The sequence below is a fragment of the Clostridium sp. AM33-3 genome (genome assembly GCF_003480315.1).
GTDB lineage: Bacteria > Bacillota > Clostridia > Lachnospirales > Lachnospiraceae > Brotaphodocola.
On sequence record NZ_QUIV01000001.1, the window covers coordinates 163,344 to 184,872 of the forward strand.

19 protein-coding genes and 1 riboswitch are annotated in these 21,529 nt (G+C 47.2%); of the genes, 10 read left to right on the forward strand and 9 right to left on the reverse strand.

Going from position 1 to position 21,529, the window contains the following annotated elements:
* Position 1 precedes the first annotated feature (1 nt).
* The 3 genes from DW819_RS00820 to DW819_RS00830 all read left to right on the forward strand — a co-directional run bounded on the left by DW819_RS00820 (position 2) and on the right by DW819_RS00830 (position 2,477).
* Entirely contained in the window at positions 2-907 is a 906-nt protein-coding gene (locus DW819_RS00820) for an ABC transporter permease (protein WP_118731639.1), read from the forward strand.
* A 6-nt stretch (positions 908-913) separates the two neighbouring features.
* Complete coding sequence (locus DW819_RS00825; protein ID WP_118731640.1) at positions 914-1,711, forward strand: ABC transporter ATP-binding protein; 798 nt, start codon at positions 914-916, stop codon at positions 1,709-1,711.
* A 115-nt stretch (positions 1,712-1,826) separates the two neighbouring features.
* Positions 1,827-2,477 carry a cytidylate kinase-like family protein gene (locus DW819_RS00830; protein ID WP_118731641.1) on the forward strand — a complete coding sequence of 217 codons (651 nt, stop codon included), beginning with the start codon at positions 1,827-1,829 and terminating at the stop codon, positions 2,475-2,477.
* Positions 2,478-2,567: 90 nt separating this feature from the next.
* Here the strand turns inward: DW819_RS00830 and DW819_RS00835 are convergent, their stop codons facing one another.
* Positions 2,568-3,374, reverse strand: coding sequence for a hypothetical protein (locus tag DW819_RS00835; RefSeq protein WP_118731642.1), 807 nt, complete (start codon positions 3,372-3,374; stop codon positions 2,568-2,570).
* 230 nt (positions 3,375-3,604) lie between these two features.
* Positions 3,605-4,222: a transcriptional repressor LexA gene (lexA, locus tag DW819_RS00840; RefSeq protein ID WP_118731643.1), complete on the reverse strand. Its 618-nt coding sequence runs from the start codon at positions 4,220-4,222 to the stop codon at positions 3,605-3,607.
* Between the two features lie 192 nt (positions 4,223-4,414).
* Between lexA and DW819_RS00845 the strand changes: the two genes are divergently transcribed.
* The 5 genes from DW819_RS00845 (at position 4,415) to thiE (ending at position 8,313) form a co-directional block, all read left to right on the forward strand.
* Positions 4,415-4,738 (forward strand): LysM peptidoglycan-binding domain-containing protein, encoded by a 324-nt coding sequence (locus DW819_RS00845; RefSeq protein ID WP_118731644.1) that lies wholly within the window; start codon positions 4,415-4,417, stop codon positions 4,736-4,738.
* A gap of 87 nt (positions 4,739-4,825) precedes the next feature.
* Entirely contained in the window at positions 4,826-5,674 is an 849-nt protein-coding gene (locus tag DW819_RS00850; protein ID WP_118731645.1) for an RNA methyltransferase, read from the forward strand.
* 119 nt (positions 5,675-5,793) lie between these two features.
* Positions 5,794-5,897: riboswitch (TPP riboswitch) on the forward strand.
* A gap of 365 nt (positions 5,898-6,262) precedes the next feature.
* Positions 6,263-6,853, forward strand: a complete 591-nt coding sequence (thiW, locus tag DW819_RS00855) for an energy coupling factor transporter S component ThiW (protein WP_118731646.1) — start codon at positions 6,263-6,265, stop codon at positions 6,851-6,853.
* On the forward strand, positions 6,780-7,649 hold the full coding sequence (thiM, locus tag DW819_RS00860; protein WP_118731647.1) for a hydroxyethylthiazole kinase: 870 nt from the start codon (positions 6,780-6,782) through the stop codon (positions 7,647-7,649). Before thiW ends, thiM begins: the two co-directional genes overlap by 74 nt.
* 34 nt (positions 7,650-7,683) lie before the next feature.
* Entirely contained in the window at positions 7,684-8,313 is a 630-nt protein-coding gene (gene thiE / locus DW819_RS00865; protein WP_118540610.1) for a thiamine phosphate synthase, read from the forward strand.
* On the opposite strand, the gene DW819_RS00870 is transcribed toward thiE, so the two are convergent.
* From DW819_RS00870 to DW819_RS00890, 5 genes are read right to left on the reverse strand one after another with little or no spacing between them, the layout of a single operon-like run.
* Positions 8,314-9,045 (reverse strand): ABC transporter permease, encoded by a 732-nt coding sequence (locus DW819_RS00870; RefSeq protein ID WP_118731716.1) that lies wholly within the window; start codon positions 9,043-9,045, stop codon positions 8,314-8,316.
* A 2-nt stretch (positions 9,046-9,047) separates the two neighbouring features.
* Positions 9,048-9,890: an ABC transporter ATP-binding protein gene (locus tag DW819_RS00875; protein WP_118731648.1), complete on the reverse strand. Its 843-nt coding sequence runs from the start codon at positions 9,888-9,890 to the stop codon at positions 9,048-9,050.
* Positions 9,883-10,575 carry a precorrin-2 C(20)-methyltransferase gene (cobI, locus tag DW819_RS00880; protein ID WP_118731649.1) on the reverse strand — a complete coding sequence of 231 codons (693 nt, stop codon included), beginning with the start codon at positions 10,573-10,575 and terminating at the stop codon, positions 9,883-9,885. The genes DW819_RS00875 and cobI overlap by 8 nt, the downstream gene beginning before the upstream one ends.
* Positions 10,576-10,627: 52 nt before the next feature.
* Complete coding sequence (locus DW819_RS00885; RefSeq protein ID WP_118731650.1) at positions 10,628-11,680, reverse strand: tyrosine-type recombinase/integrase; 1,053 nt, start codon at positions 11,678-11,680, stop codon at positions 10,628-10,630.
* A gap of 23 nt (positions 11,681-11,703) precedes the next feature.
* Positions 11,704-12,435 carry a tRNA 2-thiocytidine biosynthesis TtcA family protein gene (locus DW819_RS00890; RefSeq protein ID WP_118731651.1) on the reverse strand — a complete coding sequence of 244 codons (732 nt, stop codon included), beginning with the start codon at positions 12,433-12,435 and terminating at the stop codon, positions 11,704-11,706.
* 209 nt (positions 12,436-12,644) lie between these two features.
* Between DW819_RS00890 and DW819_RS00895 the strand changes: the two genes are divergently transcribed.
* A complete protein-coding gene (locus tag DW819_RS00895; protein WP_118731652.1) occupies positions 12,645-17,015 on the forward strand; it encodes a hemoblobin-interacting domain-containing protein in 4,371 nt (1,456 codons plus the stop codon).
* A gap of 229 nt (positions 17,016-17,244) precedes the next feature.
* Complete coding sequence (locus DW819_RS00900) at positions 17,245-17,850, forward strand: hypothetical protein (RefSeq protein WP_118731653.1); 606 nt, start codon at positions 17,245-17,247, stop codon at positions 17,848-17,850.
* A 127-nt stretch (positions 17,851-17,977) separates the two neighbouring features.
* Here the strand turns inward: DW819_RS00900 and DW819_RS00905 are convergent, their stop codons facing one another.
* Both DW819_RS00905 and DW819_RS00910 read right to left on the reverse strand, forming a co-directional pair.
* Positions 17,978-19,246 (reverse strand): amidohydrolase family protein, encoded by a 1,269-nt coding sequence (locus DW819_RS00905; RefSeq protein ID WP_118731654.1) that lies wholly within the window; start codon positions 19,244-19,246, stop codon positions 17,978-17,980.
* A gap of 59 nt (positions 19,247-19,305) precedes the next feature.
* Positions 19,306-21,516, reverse strand: coding sequence for a prolyl oligopeptidase family serine peptidase (locus DW819_RS00910; RefSeq protein WP_118731655.1), 2,211 nt, complete (start codon positions 21,514-21,516; stop codon positions 19,306-19,308).
* Between the last annotated feature and the right edge of the window lie 13 nt (positions 21,517-21,529).

Below are 21,529 nucleotides of genomic sequence, written 5' to 3' on the forward strand. Positions count from 1 at the left end.
TATGATGAGTTTGATAAATGCCCTGCCTGGCGCAGTGGCACAGGGCCTGATCTGGGGCATTATGGCGATCGGAGTGTATCTGACCTTCCGTATCCTGGATATCGCAGATCTGACCGTAGACGGATCCCTCGGAACCGGCGGTGCGGTATGTATTATGCTGATGCTGTCCGGGCAGAATGTATGGGTAGCCATGGCAGGCGCAACGGCAGCCGGCATGGCAGCCGGCCTTGCAACTGGAATCCTTCATACCTTTATGGGAATCCCGGCGATCCTGGCCGGAATCCTGACCCAGCTTGGTCTGTATTCCATCAATTTAAAGACCATGGGGAAGGCAAACCAGGCAATCAATGTCGACAAGTATGACCTGCTGGTTTCCCTGCGCTTTATCCGGAAGGTTCCGTTTTATAAAAACACGATCCTGATCGTGGCGATTGCGATCATTCTTCTGATCGTTGTCTTATACTGGTTTTTTGGTACGGAACTTGGCTGCTCCTTACGCGCTACCGGCTGCAACGATAAGATGGCCCGCGCACAGGGCATCAACACTGATTTTAACCGTGTGCTGGGACTTATGATCTCCAATGGTCTGGTAGCACTTTCCGGTGCTATGCTCTGCCAGTATCAGGGCTTTGCAGATATCAATATGGGCCGCGGTGCTATTGTCATCGGCCTGGCTGCAGTTATCATCGGTGAAGCGATCTTTGGAAAAGTGTTCCGCAATTTTGGCTTCAAGCTGCTTGCGGTTGCTCTGGGCTCGATCATCTATTACCTGGTTTTGCAGGTCGTGATCTGGCTCGGCATCGACACAGATCTGTTAAAACTGTTATCCGCAGGAGTTGTTGCCGTGTTCCTGGCTATCCCTACCTGGAAGAGCCGCTATTTTTCAAATATGGGAAAGAGAGGGTAGGAACGTATGCTGGAGATAAAAAATATCACAAAAACCTTCAACAAGGGAACCGTCAATGAAAAGAAGGCGCTGCGCGGTGTGAATCTTACGTTAAATGACGGGGATTTCGTAACGGTGATCGGAGGCAACGGTGCAGGAAAATCCACATTGCTGAACGCGATAGCCGGTGTCTGGCCGGTTGACAGCGGTGCCATTGTCATAGACGGAAAGGATGTCACAAGACTTCCGGAATATAAGCGTGCCGCATTTCTCGGCCGTGTTTTTCAGGATCCGATGAATGGAACTGCGGCAACCATGGGCATCGAGGAAAATCTTGCTCTGGCTTTGCGGCGCGGAAGAATGCGAAGCTTAAAGCCGGGAATCAAAAATGAAGAGCGCAAGCTTTATGTTGATATGTTAAAACGGCTTGGCCTTGGTCTGGAGGACCGTCTCACCTCTAAGGTGGGACTTCTTTCCGGCGGACAGCGTCAGGCACTGACGCTTCTTATGTCCACCTTGCAGCGTCCAAAGCTTTTGCTTTTAGATGAGCATACCGCGGCGCTGGATCCGAAAACCGCAAAGAAGGTGCTGGATCTGACGGCAGAAATGGTGGAAGAGCAGAAGCTTACCACTCTGATGATCACGCACAATATGCGTGATGCCATCCACATGGGCAACCGCCTGATCATGATGCATGAAGGAAATGTTATTTATGATGTGGCTGGGGAGGAAAAGAAGAATCTTACCGTGGATGACCTGCTGCATAAATTTGAGGAGGCCAGCGGCGAGGAGTTTGCAAATGACCGTATGATGCTTGCAAAATAAAAGACTGGTACAGAATGACCGGCAGTGTGTAAATGATTTGGCACTCTGCCGGTTTTGTGCTATACTAAAGATAATAAATACAGTTGGATTTTGATTTCCCAAAGGAGGATTTCTTATGGATAAAAGCAAACTGGTCATTACCATTGAGCGTCAGTACGGAAGCGGCGGACGTATCGTCGGAAAAAAGCTGGCGGAGGAGCTGGGTATTTCTTTTTATGATGATGAAATCTTAAGTATGACCGCAGAGAAAAGTGCGGTAGGAGAGAAGTATTTCCGTCTTGCTGATGAAAAGGCAGGAAATAACCTGCTGCGTAAGATCGTAGGCAATCTCCGTTTCCCTGTCGGCATTTTTGAGGAACCGAAAAAAGAAGGAGATGTCACCTCTCCGGATAACCTGTTTCGTTTCCAGGCTGAGGTTATCCGTGAACTTGCTTCCGCAGAGTCCTGCGTCATCGTGGGCCGCTGTGCAGATTATATTCTGGAGACCTCCGGAAAGACGGATCTGGTCAAGATCTTTGTGTATGCAGACCTTTCCACCTGTGTACGCAGAACCCAGGAAACCGATGGCATCACCGATACCAAGGAAGCACTTAACAAATTAAACAGGATCACCAAACAGCGTAAATCTTATCATAAGTATTTTACCGGAAAAGAATGGGAAGATGTCACAAACTATGATCTGCCGATCAATGCAAGTAAGCTGGAACTGGATCAGGTCGTTGAGCTGATCAAGGATTATATCCGCATGATCGGATATGATATCTGAATGGTACATTCTCGCGCAAAAAAGACCGTCACAGAGTGGCGGCCTTTTTTGCGTTGTGCGCCCAGAGGCGCACGCTTTCATGATAGAAAATTACTTTTTGGTGATTTTTACAGCCTTGATCTCTTTGTCGTTGATAGAACCGTCATACTGGATCTGAAGGGTATCACCCTCAGCGTACTGGCTGAGATCGATGCTGTCGGATACGAATGTGAAGAAGTCACCGGTCTGTGCTTCCAGAACGATGTGATCACCGTCTTCACCAAGCTGTGCAACCTTGCCGACAAATGCGTCGATCTGGGCTTCGTCAGTATCCTTTGCGTCATCCATAACGATCTTGATGGCTAACGGCTCATCATCCAGATCACCGAGATAGGTTACCTCTGCGGCTGCGCCGGCCTGGATACCGTCCTTGCCAACAACATATGCGTTGCCGGTCAGAACCTTGTAGTCTTCTCCGTCAACCTCCAGGGTCATGGAATCGGAAGCAACATCCTTGACGGTGCCGTCAGCAACCGGATCCATGCTCTGCTCCAACATGGAAGCAGTAACTTCCATGGCTATAGCCGGAATCGGATCCTCTGCATTGTTTGCCGGGACGGTAAGGTCTACCCAGTCACCTTCGGAGAGAGGAAAATCTTTGGTAACCTCTGCTTTGGAGATATCATACTTTCTTTCCTGGTCATCGTAATCATCTTTTACGGTAAGGATATCACCGTCAATTGCGGTGATCACGCCGCTGGTGTAGTCCTCCTCAGTCTCAGCTTCGCTGGAAGTCTCAGCAGCTGTGGTGGTTGTTTCTGCCGGAGCTGCAGTGGTCTCTGCTGCTTTTTTGCTGGAGCAGGCTGCTGCACTGATGGAAACTGCTGCGATAGCAGTAATAAGTAATGCCTTTTTCATAATATATCACTCCTCTGATTTTTCTTTGCCGACTGGAAATAAGAAATCGACAATGATGAGTTTACTACAAAGCCATTCAAAATACCATTGATTTTTTATTAAGTTTTTTTCAAAATGGTGAACATTTGGTGAATTTCCTATCATATGCAGAATGAGGGCTTCCCATCGGGTGATGGGAAGCCCTCATTCTGTGAGTGCGCCCGGCGGCGCACGTTTCAGACCCGGACCATTCAGTCCATCATGCGGAACAGTCCGATGACCTTGCCGAGAATCTGCACGTGATCTACGATAATCGGCTCCATGGTGTCATTCTCCGGCTGAAGGCGGTAATGACCGTTTTCCTTGTAAAAACGCTTAACCGTGGCAGAGTCGTCCACCAGCGCAACGACGATCTCTCCGTTTTCTGCGGTGTTTGTCTGTTCAACGATGACCCGGTCACCGTTGAAGATACCGGCATTGATCATGCTTTCGCCTTTTACCTTCAGCATAAAGGTGTCAGTGTTCGGCAGGATCTCTGCAGGAATCGGGAAGTAGTCCTCAATATGTTCCTGAGCGAGGATTGGTTCTCCTGCGGCCACGGTGCCGATGATGGGTACCTGGACCATCTCGCGGCGGTTCAGCGCAAATTCATCGTCCAGGATCTCAATAGCACGCGGCTTGGTGGGATCCCGGCGGATGTAGCCGTTGGCTTCCAGAGATTCCAGATGAGAGTGGACGGATGATGTGGATTTTAAATGAACAGCCTCGCAGATTTCGCGGACTGCCGGCGGATAGCCCTTCTTTAAGATGCATTCTTTGATATATGTTAAAATTTCCTGCTGTTTTGCGGTAATCTTACCCTGACCCATATTGTTTCCTCCATGCGGATGTATTCTATTCTGTGGTGTATGTTTTTCTACAAATATAGTAACACAGCTTTCTGTAAAAAGCAAACCTTTGTTCGGTTTTTCTGCAAAAACATATTGACAAACAAATGTTCGGATCCTATAATAGAAACATAACAAACGTACGTTCGAATTATCCGAACAGGGGGAATCCTTATGAGAACCAGAAGAACTATCAGACGCCATCTTCGTAATCTTACTGTCATTCTGCTTATGATCCTTGCATTTTGCTCCGGCTTTTTCGGCCACACACTGCTGAACGCAAGAGCAGAGGAGAAGGCACGTCCGGAATGGAACCGCTATTATACCAGTGTTCAGATCCGTCAGGGAGACAGTCTCTGGAACCTGGCAGACAAATACCGCCAAGGGAGTGGTTATTCCCGTCAGGAGTACATAGATGAGCTGAAGCGCATGAACGGATTGAAATCGGAACAGCTTCACTCAGGAGAATATCTGACGGTCGTATATTTCGCGGAATAATTTGCAGATTGCATATCGCAGCGGTATTGGTTATAATTAGATTTGTTTTATTATTTTATTTATTCTATACTGAGCGAGGAAGAATCAATGCCGCATGCAAATATTATACATGTAACCAATCTGCAACTGCCGGAACTGGAGTTGTATTCCAGATTTTCAGAAAATCAGCTGCTTCATTATTTTGAACCGGGACCAGGCATCTTTATAGCCGAAAGCCCTATTGTAGCCGGCCGGGCTCTGGATGCCGGTTATGAGCCGATCTCCATTCTGGTAGAAGAAAGTGAATTACATGGCGCTTCCGCAGAATTGATCAGCCGCTGTCACGGTATTCCTGTTTATACGGCACCGGGGGAGGTGCTCACGCAGCTGACGGGCTTTGCTCTGACGCGTGGTCTGCTCTGTGCCATGCGCCGCAGGCCGCTTCCTTCTGTGGCAGAGATTTGTGCAGGAGCAAGCCGTATTACCATTCTGGAGAATGTTGTCAATCCCACAAACATCGGAGCCATATTCCGTTCTGCTGCGGCTCTGAATATGGATGCCGTGCTTCTCACTTCCGGCTGCAGTGATCCTTTATACCGCAGAGCTGTTCGTGTCAGTATGGGCACTGTATTCCAGATTCCATGGACCATCTTTGACCGTGAACACGCATGGCCGCAGCCTGCTATGTCGGAATTACAGAAATTTGGTTTTAAAACTGCTGCAATGGCTCTGACGGACAAGTCAGTCTGTATTGATGATCCATCTGTTCTTGCGGAAGAAAAACTGGCCATTGTGCTTGGAACAGAGGGAGACGGGCTTGCCCAAAAAACCATTGCCGATTGCGATTACACCATCCGTATTCCTATGTCTCATGGAGTGGATTCCCTGAATGTGGCAGCTGCCAGCGCCGTTGCATTCTGGCAGCTCGGAATGAAAGCAGTGAGAGATGGAAAGTAGTCATAATGCTGCTTACATTCACAGGAATCCCAAAGCTGCGCAAGCAGTGCTGCTACTGTCTAAAAGTCAGTTGTTGACAAAAAATAAGGTCTGTGCTATGCTTACCTTCGATATAAGGACAATAAAAGCGCGGGAGTCTGTGTGACAGGCTGAGAGGAAGATAAATCTTCGACCGTACCTGATTTGGGTCATGCCAACGGAGGGAAGCAACAAGAATATAGGTGCATCTTCTGGCATTGGCCGGAGGGTGTACTTTTTTTGTATGATAGGAAATTACGTCCTATCATACAAAAACGCTCCGCGAGGATGCGCCAAGGCACATTCCTTTTCATATGAATAAAAAGAACACAAAATCCAACTGCACAGCGGAAAGTGTCTGTACATCTGTTCCGTGCTGGCAAAGAAGACCGGAGGGGGAGCGCCCTGCGGCCGGGCAGAAGGAGTTTACATAGCGATGGGAATCCGTGTTTTCGGAGTGAGAGGAAGTAATGGAACTTCGACCGAAAAAGGGATAACTGTCGCTTTTTTTCTGGAAATTCATTTCGAAGTTTTGGCGGCAGGAATCCGGAAAAACAGGAGGAATGAAGAATGGAAAAACAAAGAATGAAAACGTTTCGCATGGTGTTTCTGGCAATGATGGTAGCAATTGGTGTCGTAATCTCCCCCATTTTACGAATTGAGGGAATGTGTCCTACCGCACATCTGATCAACATTACCTGTTCTGTATTTATGGGACCATGGTATTCTCTGCTGTGTGCATGCATGATCGGCGTCATCCGCATGATGTTTATGGGAATCCCGCCGTTAGCGCTGACCGGTGCCGTGTTTGGAGCCTTTATTTCCGGTGTATTTTACCGGGCATCCAAAGGAAAAATCATCTGCGCCGTACTTGGTGAGATCTTTGGAACCGGCATCATCGGTTCCCTGGTATCTTATCCGGTCATGGCCTTTTTGATGGGAAGAGAAGGACTGAACGCATTTTATTATACGCCGATGTTTATTTCCGCTACGATCATGGGCGGAATTGCCGCATACATCTTTCTGAAGGCGTTAAGCCAGACAGGAATGCTTGCGAAATTTCAGGAAAGTCTGGGAGCAAAAGTTTATGACAGAAATACAAGAAAAAGCGAACACAATACCGCAGGAGCTGAATATAGCGGAAATTCGAAAGTATACTAAAGAAGCAGCGCCTCTGATCCACTGCATCACAAATCCGATCTCAATTCACGACTGCGCCAATATCATTCTGGCTGCCGGTGCCCGCCCGATCATGGCGGAGCATCCGGCAGAAGTTGCTGAAATTACAGCAGTTGCCTCTGCACTGATGCTAAATCTTGGCAATATCACGGATGCCCGCATTGAGTCAATTCAGCGCGCATTGAAAGAAGCAAACCGACGAAAAATCCCGGTGCTGCTGGATCTTGTCGGTGTCACCTGCAGCAGTCTGCGGCGCGAGTTTGCCAGAAAACTGCTGACAGATGGAAGGTTTGCCGTGATTAAGGGGAATATTTCTGAAATCCTGGCTGCGGCAGATCTCCCTTTTCACGGAACCGGAATCGATGCCGGTTCCCAGGATGCGATATCACAGGCGAATGAGGCAAGCTACTGCACTACCGCCAAAAAGCTTGCAGAGCATTTGGGGTGTACGGTCATGGCTACCGGAAAACTGGATCTGATCGCAGACCGGAATCAGGCATTTCTGATCGCCAACGGACATACTGCATTATCCGGCATTACGGGAACCGGCTGTATGGTTGGAGCACTGACTGCGGCATACCTTCCCGCAAGCGTAGCACTGGCTTTCACCGGTACACCTGCTGCATTGCTGGCAGCCATTACCATGGGAATTTCAGGAGAACATGCCGCATCCGGCTCCAAAGGTCCCGGAAGCTTTCAGGCAGCTCTTCTGGATGAGGTTTTTTGCATGACTGACAGTCAGCTCCAGAATCAAGCACAGATACGCCGTATCGGGTAACACAGATGCCATTCATAGAAAAGAGGAACTTAAGATGAAAAACAACCTGGATTTAAGCTTATATCTTGTAACTGACAGTACTTACCATACCGAAGAATCTCTTCTTTATACCGTAGAGGAAGCGTGCAAGGGTGGTGTTACTATGGTGCAGCTTCGCGAGAAGAATACCGGCGGGCGGGATTATCTGGAAAAAGCCTGCAAGCTTCGTGCGATTACAGACCGTTATCATATTCCGCTGATCATCGATGACCGTGTGGATGTTGCCATGGCCTGCGGTGCTGCCGGTGTTCATGTTGGTGCATCAGACCTTCCGGTAGCAGAGGTTCGCCGTCTTCTCGGACCGGATAAAATTGTGGGAGCAACCGCGAAAACCGTTGAAGCTGCGCAGAAGGCTTACCAGGATGGCGCAGATTACCTTGGAGTCGGAGCAATTTATCCGACCACAACCAAGGTGACCACAGTGCTTACAGAGGTTTCTACACTAGCGGCCATCTGCAAGGCCGTTCCGATCCCGGCGGTTGCCATCGGAGGACTGAACCGGAAAAATATGGATATTTTAAAGGGGAGCGGAGCGGACGGTATTGCAGTGGTATCTGCTATCATGAAGGCAGATGATCCGAAAAAAGCAGCCGAAGAGCTGCTTGCTGCAGTGAAGGAGCTTTGATCACAGGTTTTTCTTTTTGTATAGAAACCAGGATGCGGCAGCAGAAAAGCAGGCCAGATATAATACCAGAATCCAGATTCCTGTGAGGGAGAATGCTTCCTGATTGGCAATCTGACGCAGGGCAGCGCTGGTCTGTGACAGAGGCAGCCAGCTGATCAGCTGCCGGATCCCGTCAGGCATATTCTGGGCGGAGAAAAAGGTGTTGCACAGATACGCCATCGGCATGATAACATAGTTTGAAAACCGCGGCACATCTGCATGGTTTTTTGCGTAAAAGGAAACTACAACACCAATGGTGGAGAACACCGCTCCGTTCAGAAACATAAACAGAAATGACCAGCCGTTAAAGCAGAGGCCGGTCCGCAGAGGAAGGACCAGAAGTATGATTACACTTCCCGCATAGACACCACGCAGACTTCCACCGATGATCTGACCCGCAATAAACTGCCAGAGAGGAGTCGGCGAGATCATGACCTGGTCAAATGCCTTTTCATACAGGCGCTGTACATTCAGTGTCTGGGCAATAGCATTGAAGCTTCCGTTCATGGTAGTAAGAGCCACTACACCTGGGATCAGAAAGTTCAGATAGGGTTGGCCGTGTGATACGGTCTGGACACCAAAGCCAAATACCAGAATATACAGGAGTGGAGCAATCATGGCTGCGGATGTGATCTTAAAAAAATTGTGGCGGAATTCCACCCATTTTTCCCATAATACAGTAAGAATTCCCATGGTCATCTGCGCTCCATTTCTTTTCCGATGTGCTCAAGAAAGACATCTTCCAGCGTTGTATTGCGCAGTGATGTCTCATATGGCGAGTCGGACAGATAACGGATTGCTTCCTCCTTCTCTGAAAAATAATGACATCTGACACCGTCCGGTTTTGTTTCATCTACCGCATAGCGCCCAAGCACTTCAATCATGTGCCTGGGCGTATCCGTTTCTCGTAGCACACCGCGGCACATAAAGCCGACACGGTCGCAGAGTGATTCCGCCTCTTCCATATAATGTGTAGTAAGAAGAATCGTCAGGTTCTGTTGGTTCAGTTTTTTTAAAAGGTTCCACATCTGTCTGCGGGCCAGAGCATCCATTCCGGCTGTTGGCTCATCCAACAATAATATTTCCGGTTCTGTTAACAGTGCACGGCAGACCATCAGTTTTCTTTTCATTCCGCCAGACAGCTTCCGGACGGTTCTTTTCCGGTAATCCAGCAGTTCACAAAAGTTCAATAATTGTTCTGAACGTTCCCGTATTTTTTTTAATGGCATATAGTAAAGACGTCCCTGATATTCCATGATCTCATCCATAGTCATGTCCTGACGCATCGAGTACTCCTGTGTAACAACGCTGAGCTTTCTTTTTAACCGGTCATTTTGCCTGGTCAGAGGTTCTCCGTCGATCTGAATGGAGCCTTTGGTAGGAAGCAGAAGTGTAGACATCATGCTGATCGTTGTTGTTTTTCCTGCACCATTTGGCCCCAGAAGTCCAAAAAACTCTCCGGTTTCGATCGTAAGGTTCAGATGATCCACCGCAAGGAACTTATCATATTGTTTTGTTAGATCTTGTAATTTAATCATGCGGTTCCTCTTTTACAACAATAATAGAATAATAGCTTGCCTGATCCGGTATTTCGTCAATACAGTGATAGATATGCTCGTCCGGCATGCCGCAGTTTTCAATCATGGAGCAGGTTGTATTGCTGCGTTTTAGAGCTTCTTTTACAAGCGGCATTTTGGAAGCAGCTTTCATCAGCACTTTTGTTCCCGAAAGGTTCAGTGCATCTTCGACTCCATAGGTAGATGGGATGATATGGATCTGCTCAGAACGGTCTGCAAGACTATCTTCAAGTCTGGCGCTGACAGCACAGAATGACGGAATTCCATTGATGATCTTTGCATCATATCCGCGGGCTTTTACCAGACGGTGAATGTAAATATAAGTGCTGTAAATGGTCGGATCTCCAAGAGTAAGACAGGCTACATCCAGTCCCTGTTCCAGCTTTTCTATGATTCGGTCCGCTGCGGTCTGGTATGCAGCGTCCAGAACAGCCCGATCCTTTGTCATGGGTGTAGCAAGGTCCAGACATTCTTTCTGGTCGAGATTCTTTACAATGCCGCTTGCAATCCGGTAAGCGACTGCCTTTCCTTTGCCATCTGCCGGTACCGCAAGGACCGGACAGCATTTAATTGTGTCGACTGCAAGATAGGTCATAAGGCGAGGATCTCCAGGACCAACACCAACACCGTATAACGTTCCATTCATAATGCTTCTTCCTTTCGTTCTTAAAAGTGAAAAATTTATTTACTTTTTAATTCTATGGTTCCCGCAATTTCACTACATTTCTGGCACTTCTTCTCCGTTCATCTTCCAGTGCGGCGTAGTGTTTTTTGGTGGTGTTTACATCGGAATGTCCGAGAACATCTGCTACAAGATAGATATCGCCTGTTTCCCGGTACAGATTGGTGCCATAGGTACTGCGCAGTTTGTGCGGGGTGATCTTTTTGAGCGGTGTGACGATATGAGCGTATTTTTTAACCAGGTTTTCTACCGAGCGGACATTCATGCGTTTGCGCTGCATGGAAAGGAAGAGTGCCTGCTCACTTCCTTCTTCCGGAATGATTCCAAAGCGTTCATCAAGATAGTCCTGAAGTGCATTTTCTACTTCTGACCCGAAATACACCGTTACTTCTTTTCCGCCTTTTCGATGAATATGTATGCCCCCGTTTTTAAAGTCTACATCGTTGATATCGAGACCGACACATTCGGAAACGCGGATTCCGGTTCCGAGAAGCAGCGTCAGGAGTGCCAGATCACGAAGCCGTGTACGTTTATGAAAGGTTTTTTGTTTTTCAGTCAGGCCTTCTCCCTGCTCTACGGCATCCAGAAGAAGGGCTACTTCATCTACATCGAGGCGGATGATTTCTTTATCATGCAGCTTTGGGAGCCGGACGAGAGCTGCCGGGTTTGTTGCAAGCTTTTCTGTTCGAAAAAAATAATTATAAAAGCTTTTCAGAGAAGATATTTTACGCATGATACCTCGTTCCTGATTCATAATCTCATGATTCTGTTCGTTGAATCGGTATTTCAGGTATTCCATATATTCTTCAAGATCTGTCACCGAGATTTCATCCAGCTGTTCCAGCTGAAAATCCATTCGTTCCATTTTGGAAAAGACAGGATTTTCTTTTTTCAGAAAGTCAAAGAAAACAGATAAGTCATAGGCATAGGCAATCCGGGTCCTTGTAGAGGTGCGCGGTTCAATCCCACGGAAAAACTCGGTGCAAAATGGAGGAAGCTCTTTCATCATTTCCCTGAGCTTTTTGATATTTTCGATGTCTTTCTGCTGATAATAAGGTATATTTGCCATAATTGTGTCTCTTTCCGAATTTGTTATTTATATTTATCAGGGTTTTCCCATCCGGGCAGGTTCCCGTAGGATACTGCATGAAACAGTCGTTCCCGCACACCAGGTGCCTCCGCATTGATGGAACGGATCAGATTTTTGATTGCTTCGCGATTTGTGTGACCGTCCATCGGACAGGGATTTTTGCAGACCGGAAGCTGATACTTGTTCCGGAAGCCTTTTACATCGGCCTCAGAAACCAGCATCAGCGGCCGAATGACGGTAAGGTCTGTGCGGTCTAAATGGGTAACCGGTGGAAATGCATAGAAACGTCCCTCATAGAGAAGAGACATCATTGCAGTTTCGATGATGTCGTCCTTATGGTGGGCATAAGCGATTTTATTGCATCCGAGTTCCATGGCTTTCTGGTTTAGCGCGCCTTTTCTCATCTTTGCGCAGAGAGAGCATGGATTTGTTTCTTTGCGGATGTCGAAGAGGATTTTTCCAATCTCGGTGGTCACAACCTCGTAAGGAATATGAAAGCTGCTGCAAAGCGCCTGAATTGGTCCCAGGTTCATAGGTTCCAGTCCGAGATCTACGGTAATGGCAGATAATGTAAAGGGAATCGGATAGAATTTCTGAAGACTGGCGAGACCATACAGCAAGGTAAGGCTGTCTTTGCCGCCGGAGATTCCTATCGCTATGTGATCTTCTGCTTCAATCATATGATATTGGTCAATGGCCTGACGCAGCAGGCTGAGTAGTTTTTGAAGTTTCATCTTTTTTATACGAGGATCCTTTCTCTAAAACGTAAGACTATCTTACCACAAAAAAGCTTCTGCGTCACACTTATCTTTATTGAGCAATGTTTCTCATCTAACGAATATGAAATTGACAATCGAAGTTCTACTCTCTATACTAAATCCGTTATTGAAGTTAGCGTTTGCTAATTTTAGAGATGAAATTGCGTAATGGAAGGGGAAGAGAAATGAGAAATCGCAAGATTCAAAAACAGGCGTTTGCTGTATGTCTGGCTATTATGACTGCAGCCCAGACAATGACTGGTTACGGCGCGACGATCACAGCCGGGGCGGCACCGGATCATGGAAGCTGGGTCCGTGAGGGGCAGAACTGGAAATACCAGGCAGCAGATGGAAGCTTTGCAAAGGGGTGGATTCATACGGCATCCGGCTGGTATTATTTAGATCCGGATACCGGAGTTATGAAAACAGGAAAAGTTGTTATCGATGGAAAACAATACTATTTTGACCAGCAATCCGATGGCCTTGAGGGAAGAATGCATACCGGATGGATCAAAGATGAGGCAGGTGACTGGTATTTCTACAGTACAAATGCAGATGTAACCGAGGGTGCTATGGTATCCGGATGGCAGTGGATTGATGGCAGATGTTATTATTTTGAGTCGGAATCCGGTGAATGCCCTGGAAAAATGTTTACGGACGGAACGACGCCTGACGGCTATCAGGTAAATCAGGATGGAGCATGGCTGGATGAAAACGGCAAGATTCAGGAACGCCCTGGACAGGGATATACAGGGATGAGCGGACAAAACAGAGTCTCTGGCAGTACGCAGACAAGCAGTGGCGGTTCTTCAGGCGGTGGATCCGGCAGCAGCTCCAGTGGATCCGGCAGCAGCTCAAGTGGATCCGGTAGTAGTTCGAATGGATCCGGAAGCGGTTCAAATGGATCCGGCAATGGTTCAGGCTCTTCTTCCGGAAATACGAACAGCAATCCATCATCTCCTGGTACTTCAAATGGACAGGATGAACAGCAGAGTTCCCTTCTTCTGGAAAGCCAGACCAGAGTCGTAGATCTCGGCTGGAGCCAATACGTGTCAGTTGCTTTCGCAAAAGGATATTCTCTGAATAACTGCAGAGTCATGATCGATGGAGTTGATGTCACCGAGGCAATGACTCCTGTGGATACGGACGGTACCATTGCAAAATGGGAGCTGACGGTTTTAAATCCTGGCAGCATTACTGCGATGGATCAGGAAGGCCATGCACAGACAGTGTCTCTTGGAGGCAGTCAGAATGATTCTGGCACGATTCAAGTGAGAAAGCATACAGCACCTTCTGCATTTCTTGCGCATGGATCTGTTAATGTATGGGATTATCATCTGACCAATTATGATGATCATGGTCAGGTTCGTGTGAAGCCGTCAACAACTACTTTTTCGCTCGGACAGAAAAAAGATGAGATCCGGTATTATGCGCCGAAAGCAGAATTGAAGGACGATGAGACAGCAGACAATGTATATCATGTCAGTGGTGAAGCCATCGTGATGTTTAACTATACATCCGAGGCAGATAAACAGTGGTTTGACAGTATTTCTGATGTGGATCTTGTTTCCGGAAACGGAAATAAAAATACGATCAATGCGGATCTGACATGGAGCAGTAATCTTGCGGATCATCACGGAAAAACGGTTGGACAGATCACCGTGCCGCTTGGACAGACGAACTTTTATTCAAATGGCTTGTATTATCTTCGTGTAAAATCAGGAAATACGGATACGCTGATTCCGATCGAGGTTGTAAACGGCACGGCACCTTCCATGATCTTAAGTGAAGCCGGTGCGATCGTCAGCGGGAAAAATCTTCATTTTACAGTTCAGAATATGACGTACGGAGCAACGATGCCGGTGAATCGTGTAGAGCTGAAACGCCCGGACGGAACCACAGAGGATCTGGAAAAGATTCGTGACTGGTATCTGATCGGTGACAGCTTTGTTCTTTATAACGACGAATCCGCCACAAACGGCAGAAATAACATTCCGGTTCCGGGTAAATATACCATCACAGTTCATGCTACCGGATTTAAGGATATGTCTTACACCTTTACGGTATCTGACGCAGCAACTGCGGTCCGTGAAGAAGCACATGCATCCTATACACTTGCCGCAGTGGATGCCATCTCCAGTGCAACGGTCAGCGGCGGAAGCAGCAGCGGAAGTTCTGACGGATCAGACGGTGGAAGCACTACGATGACCGCTGACCTGATTTTTGATGCGGATCTTCTCGCAAACGCGCTGATTTTAAGCGAGCTCAAGGTTGAAAATGAAGCTGCTGATGCAATTGCAGATCGCTGGTTATCCGATATGTCTGGTTACGATGCGGTTATTGGCGAGGACAGAAAAACCTTTTACAGCTTTAAAGCATACCGGGATGCAGTAGAGCAGGCAAAGAATGCCGGAACTTATTTAAGCTTTGCGGATTATTTAGCAGCAGGAAATGCAGAGACAACTCCAAATCGTCCTTATGCAGTGAAATATGTACTGGAAGATAACCTGCTTGGTGAGACACAGATGAATGGCAATTACCTTGGAAAAGAGGCTCCTGTGATTCATTTGACGGATGAGACCGGAAATATGATCACGGAGATCAAAGAAGGAACGGATGTTTATCTTTCCTGTGAGGATCTTGCTTATCTTCAGACTGTAGCGGAGGAGGCGAAGCTTTATGTTAATGGAGATTATCAGGAGCTTTCCAACACGAAATATGCATTAACAGAAAGTGGTCGTTTATTGCGGCTGGATGCAGATGTGTTCCGTCTTGAAAAGGACAGTAATACGCTTGTGATCAAGCTGGATGGCTATCAGGACAATACAGTTTCGGTACCGGTTGTAAAGGATAAAAAGGATGTTCATCTGTCGGTAGAGGAGAATCTGAAAGTTGGCGATGCAGTGATCCTTACAAATGATGCAGACGAAAGCGGAGATATCTGGAAGTATATCACAAAGGTATCATTGAAAAAACCAGACGGAACCGTGAAAAACATTCTTCCGGATGGGCAGGAGAGCATCTGGGAAAAAGTTGGTTACAGCATCAGTGAGGAACAGAAAAATCAGCTGATCCTTGGAAAAGATCTGTTTGATACGGAAGGTGAATACGAAGTAACGATCGAAGCTGCATATTATGAAAACCAGACGATCACCTTTGAAATTTCAAAAGCGGACCAGACGGATCCTGGTGAAGCGAAGGAGCCGCCGGCAGCAGTAGATGGGGAAGACAGCTGGAATATGGGGGCATATACCTTCCGGTTTGGTACAGACTTCTGTGACTGGATCAAAAATATCAGTGATGTAAGCGTCAATGGTAAGCCATACGAAAAAGGAAGCTATGTTTATGGGTCTGCCAAGTATACGATTTCGGAGACGGATGGTTTTGTTATGCTCGGAAATCAGAAAATCACGGAAGATAATAATAAAATTGTAATTTCAGCAGCAGGATACGAGGACTTGACCTTCTGTATTGACAAAACAGGAAAACTGGTAGACGAAACGTCGGATCCGGATACAGAAAATAAGGAAACGCTTGCAAAACCTGTTGAAATCAAGGGTATCACCGATGGATTCGGACTTGTGTTTGATGATGCAGAGTGGTTTAACAAGATCACTTCTGTTATGGTTAATGGAACTGGGTACACAAAAGTTGATTATGATTTAAACAGTAATGAATATCGCACAAGCTGGATCCTGAAACAGATCTCATTAAGCAATTCTGCTTTTAAGAATTCTGAGAAAAACGAAGTCGTTATTGAGGCAGAGGGTTATGAAGCTCTGACTGTGACGATCACGCTGGATCAGAATGGAAAGATTTCCGACGGTTCGAACGGTGATATCGGTAACGAAGATGGTGAGGAAAAGGCAGCGCCGGAAGTCAGTGCCACTGCAAAAGAAAATTTGTATGACTGTTATACAGTAACATTAAGCGGTGAAGAATTAGATGACTGGTTCGCTGCTATGAAATCAATCACCATAAATGGCACGGAACTTACCGCAGTTTCTTATTCCTGGGATCTGGATCAGAATAAATATCTTCTTAAACCAAATGATCGCGAGATTCGCATTGGTAAGAATTCCCTTACTGAGAGTCAGAACGAAATCGTAATTTCAGCAGATGGTTATGAAAATCTGATCTTCATTCTTGATAGTGATGGAGCACTCATTGCTGAAGAAGATTCAGAGGCAGCAATCATGTTGGTCTCTGATGAGGAAGAAGCAGAAGAAGATGATCGGATTCTTGAAGAAGATACGATCATTTCTGATGACAGCGATGAAAAAGTCACAGACCAGGACAGAGTGGATTCTGTTGAAGGCAACGACGCGGAAGTTGAAAAGAAACAGACAGATGCTGCAGAATCGAAGATTACCAATGATAGTAAATCAAATCAGCTGACAGTTGAGAACGATGCTGAGGAAGATGCAGAGGAAGTCAAGAAAGACACGTTAGTGGATGATGACTCTTCCTCAGAAGAAGCCCAGAATCCGGATACGGAAGACAACAAAGACACAGTGACAATCACCGAGGATAAAGCAGAAGAGCAGGAAGTATAGTATGATGCTCTGATGTTTCGGAAAACGGAGTGTATGACTCATGACATGGGTTATACACTCCGTTTTTCATTTATGTGATTATATAGTGTTGGATTTTGAACCATCTTACAAATTTATTACGCGGTGATTAAGCTTTGCTTTTGGACATTGAGGTATGAATAGGCAGAATATATAATGAATTTGAAAAGGTATTACAATTAAAATCAAGTTGATATTGGAGGTGTATTCTATGAAGAAAAATCGCACGTTGATCATTCTGCTTGCGGTGAGTACATCACTTCTGATCAGCAGTTGCCAGAAATCTGATAAAACAGAGGCGAACCGAATTGTGTCGACAAAAGCATCCCTGGAAGAGTCAGTGGAAGATACGGCAGCAGATAAATCAGAAGAGTCTGCAGCAGATAAAACAGGAATAACAGACTCGTTCAAGCTTCAGTATAAAATTGGTTTATCAAAAGGAAATACCGAGGGAATGGAAATCTATTCCTCATGTTCATTTACGTACGATGAAAAAGAATTCGTTGTTTCGACCCTTGTTCCGAAAGATATGCTGGAACAAGGTGAACTGATGTTAGATGACCAAGGCCATGTTTTGATCCAGATTGTTTGTCAGAATGATTCCTACATTTTATTTGATGATACAGTTCAGCTTGGTATCCCGGAAGCTGATGTATGGACAGATGAACAGGATAACCTGCATGTTGTACTTAGAGACATCCGGACAGCAAAGTATCAGGTGACAGATTTCATCTATGATTCAGAAAATAAGGAATGGGTTGGCAGCGATCTATTACATGCAGATGGAATCAATTATATGGGAACAATCGGTAAGTAGCTTTCCAACTATTCGTTAAACTATTCTTTCGCGAATAGTTAGAAATAGCAAAGGAACACTGCTGTTCAGTCCATGCGGCTGGCGGCGTGTTCCTTTTTATTATACTCCTTTTTGCGTATGCTATATGCTATTCCAGACAGCTTTCCGTGTCGTATACCTTTCCCTCTTTCATTACAAATGCGCAGTCCAGCAATGCTCTCGTGTCGTGCATGAGATCCCGTTTCCATGCAGAAATATCGGCATATTTTCCCGGCTCTATGGTTCCGATTTTATCGGATAACTGTAATATATCCGCATTGACGGATGTCGCGGCCTTTAATGCGGCAAACGGATCCATTCCGCTGTTTAACCAGGCTTCGTATTCATAACCGCTTTCATAATTCTGGTGATTTGCCACAAAATCGGTTCCATAGCCCAGTTTGATCTTACTGCTGCAGATTACTTCCCGTCCTGCCTGAAGCGCATCCTTATACAGTTCCAGCTTCCGGCGGAATTCCGGCTGTTTTTTCTTGATTTCTTCCGGATCATAATGAACCGCTTCCTCGTATGGACAGAAGGTCGGGACCAGGTACAGGCCCTTTTCTTCGATGAGCTGCGCGGTTTCCCGGTTCATCAGGCTTCCGTGCTCCATGCCGTCGATGCCGAAGGCAATCAGCTTCTGCATCAGCTCATTCGTGTATACATGAGCCGTCACGGTTTTTCCAAGGGCATGGGCTGTATCCATGATGGCCTTTAATTCCTCATCGTTGAGCTGCTGCTGGATCGGCGTATCATAAGGCGTGAAGAAACCGCCTGTGGCCATGATCTTCAAAAAATCTGAGCCGTATTTTACCTGTTCCCGCACGGCATTGACAAAATAGTCCTTTCCGGCACCCAGAGTCAGGCGTTCCTGCTGAAGCTTCTGGGATAACAGCGGATTTCTGGCAAAGCCCTGGCTGAGATCTCCGTGGCTTCCAGCAGAACAGAGAAACATCGGTGCTGCCACAATGCGGCTTCCCGGAAAATATCCCTGCTCAATGGCCCGTTTTACATCCAGAACTCCGTATCCATTGCTGGTAATGCCGCCCACGTGGCGCACCGTGGTAAATCCTCTGCACAGTGCCTTTTCCGCGCAGCGCGCGATTGCCAGGGTTTTGGCTTCCTCACTCTGGGTGTATACTTCCTCCCGCACCGTATGCCAGTCAAAATAATCCATATGCATGTGGGCATCAATCATTCCCGGAGTCACCTGACAGTCACTGAGATCAATGATATCCGCACCTTCCGGCACGGAAACTTCACTGTCAACTTCCGCAATGAGATGATCTTCTACCAGAATACTCTGGCCGCTCTTCCATTCCTGCGTCACGCCGTCATAAAGACGCCCGCACCGCAGAACCTGGTATTTTTTATTCATACTGTTTGAACTCCTTCACCGCGTTTATTCATAACTGTTCAGTACCCTCACAGTTACGTTTATTCTTCAAAAATTCCAGAATCTTCTGCTCCCAGAAGGTTCCGGACAAAATAATCCATCTTCCGGCGAACAAAGTACGCATCGGACGGGACATTGTGATTGCATCTTGGCAGAACCACCAGATCATATCGCTTGTTGTGGGCATTCAGCTCATCACAGAGCCGTAGCGTCTGCGCCATGGTCACATTGTCATCCATGGCTCCGTAAGCCAGCATCAGATGTCCCTTCAGATTTCCGGCCAGGCGGGTAATGTCGCCATACTGGTAAACTTCATCGGTATAAAGTCCGTTGTAGCGCTCCGTCCAGGAATGCTCATACATCCGCTGGTCATAGTTGCCGGAGGATGCCACACCGACACGGTATACGCCCGGATACTGGAGCATAGCCGACACGGTTGCGTAACCACCGGCAGAATTGCCCCACATGCCAACGCGTACCAGGTCAATCTGCGGATACCGCTGTTTTAATTCTTTTAAGCAGAATACATGGTCTTCCAGGCCTGCGCAGGCGTGAATGTTATGATAGCTGAATCTGTGGAATGCCATGCCCCGGCCTGGAACGCCCCGGCCATCCAGGATCAGTCCGGCAAAGCCCAGCTTCGCGAAAGACTGCAGGCCACCGTAAATTTCCCGGTTCATGCTATTGTCCCAGGTAAAGTCCCGGGGAACGTTGTAGAGCTGCGCACCGCCGTAAATGTAATCGATGAGCGGCCAGGAAGAATCCATGCATTCTGGTGCCGGATTCTTCGGGCTCCCATTTTCCCCCGGATCCGGGCGGAAGAAAATGCCGTACAGCTTCGTCTTTCCATCTGCGGCAGTCAGCGTGATCCGCTCCGGAATCTGATAACCCAGTTCCAGAAGCTCTGAAATATCTGCCGTTTCCAGTTCACAGATCAGAGAACCATCCATTTTCCGCAGAACCGTGACCGGAGGAAGATCCACGCGGGAATAGGTGTCTACGAAAGACTGGCTTCCCATGCTGATCTGATGCACGGCATCTTCCGGCGTCAGGCGTGTCAGGCCGCTTCCGTCAAACCCGATGCGGTACAGCTGGTAATACATGGGATCCGAACACTCTGGAACATTATTTGCCATAAAATAAATCTGCTTCTCCCGCTCATCGACACGGATCAGCTTCTGAATGATCAGTTCTTTCTCAGACGCATCAAAAAGATCACCCTCACAGATGCTTTCGTTTTCTGTCAGGCGGTAGCGGTAAAGATGAGCGAATCCATTTCGTTCACTCTGCCAGAAGGCATAGGCTCTGTCACTGGTGATAAAGTTGGAAAACAGATAGCTTCCGTAGCCGTCCAGCAGGCCGAAGGCGCCAAGGTTGAAAAACTGCTCCGTTGTCTCACGGATGACAGCACGGCAGCTTCCGTTTAATGCATCACCGAGATAAAGGCAGGCCTCCTGATAACCTCGCGCAATCCAGGTAAAATAGAAATGGCGGCTGTCCTTCATCCATTTGACAGAAGATTTTTCCGGAGAAGTAAATACCGGATAGAGAAAGTCCGGCGCGTCTGCCTTCACCAGTGCTTTTTTCGATAAGGAACCGATGTATAGGCTGTAATGCGGAATCTCTTCGTCGGTATCCGTGACAAAGGGGCATGGATATTCGTAAAGCTCCGGGCGCAGATCGGTAAGGCTGTTTGCGTAGGATGCGATCAGCGGAAGCTTTTTCGTGGTTCTCCGGTCCGCGCAGTAGGTGATAAAACGGGTACCGTCCGGACTCCAGAGGACTTGGGGATGTTCCTTGTATCCCTGGCGTTTTACGGTAATCTGGCTGTAGATATCAATATAGCAGCCGTATTCCAGATCCGGCTCCCCGTCAAAGGTAAGCTGGATCCGTTCTCCGGTTTTCTGTTCGGTCAGAATCAGGTTGTGTCGGTCATAGGAAAGATAGTAAGCACCATCCGGGGACATGGTCACAGCCTTTTCATTTAGACAGCCGGAAGCAGAGCCGGCATTTGCTGCCTGCCCTGCTGTCTCTGCTTTCTGCAGGATCTGTCTTGTTCCAGTCAGTCCGTTTACTTCTGCCAGAACAGCGGTAACTTCACTGCCGGAACGCTCCTGCCGTTCATACTGAAACGTGGTACCGTCTGCATTCCAGTGTATCTTTGGATTTCCGTTTAACACGGCGGTGCGGGTATGTTTTGTCAGAAGCTTTTCTGCTGCTTCATAACGCGCTCTCATAGTGTGCTTTTTCATGTTGTCTCTCCCT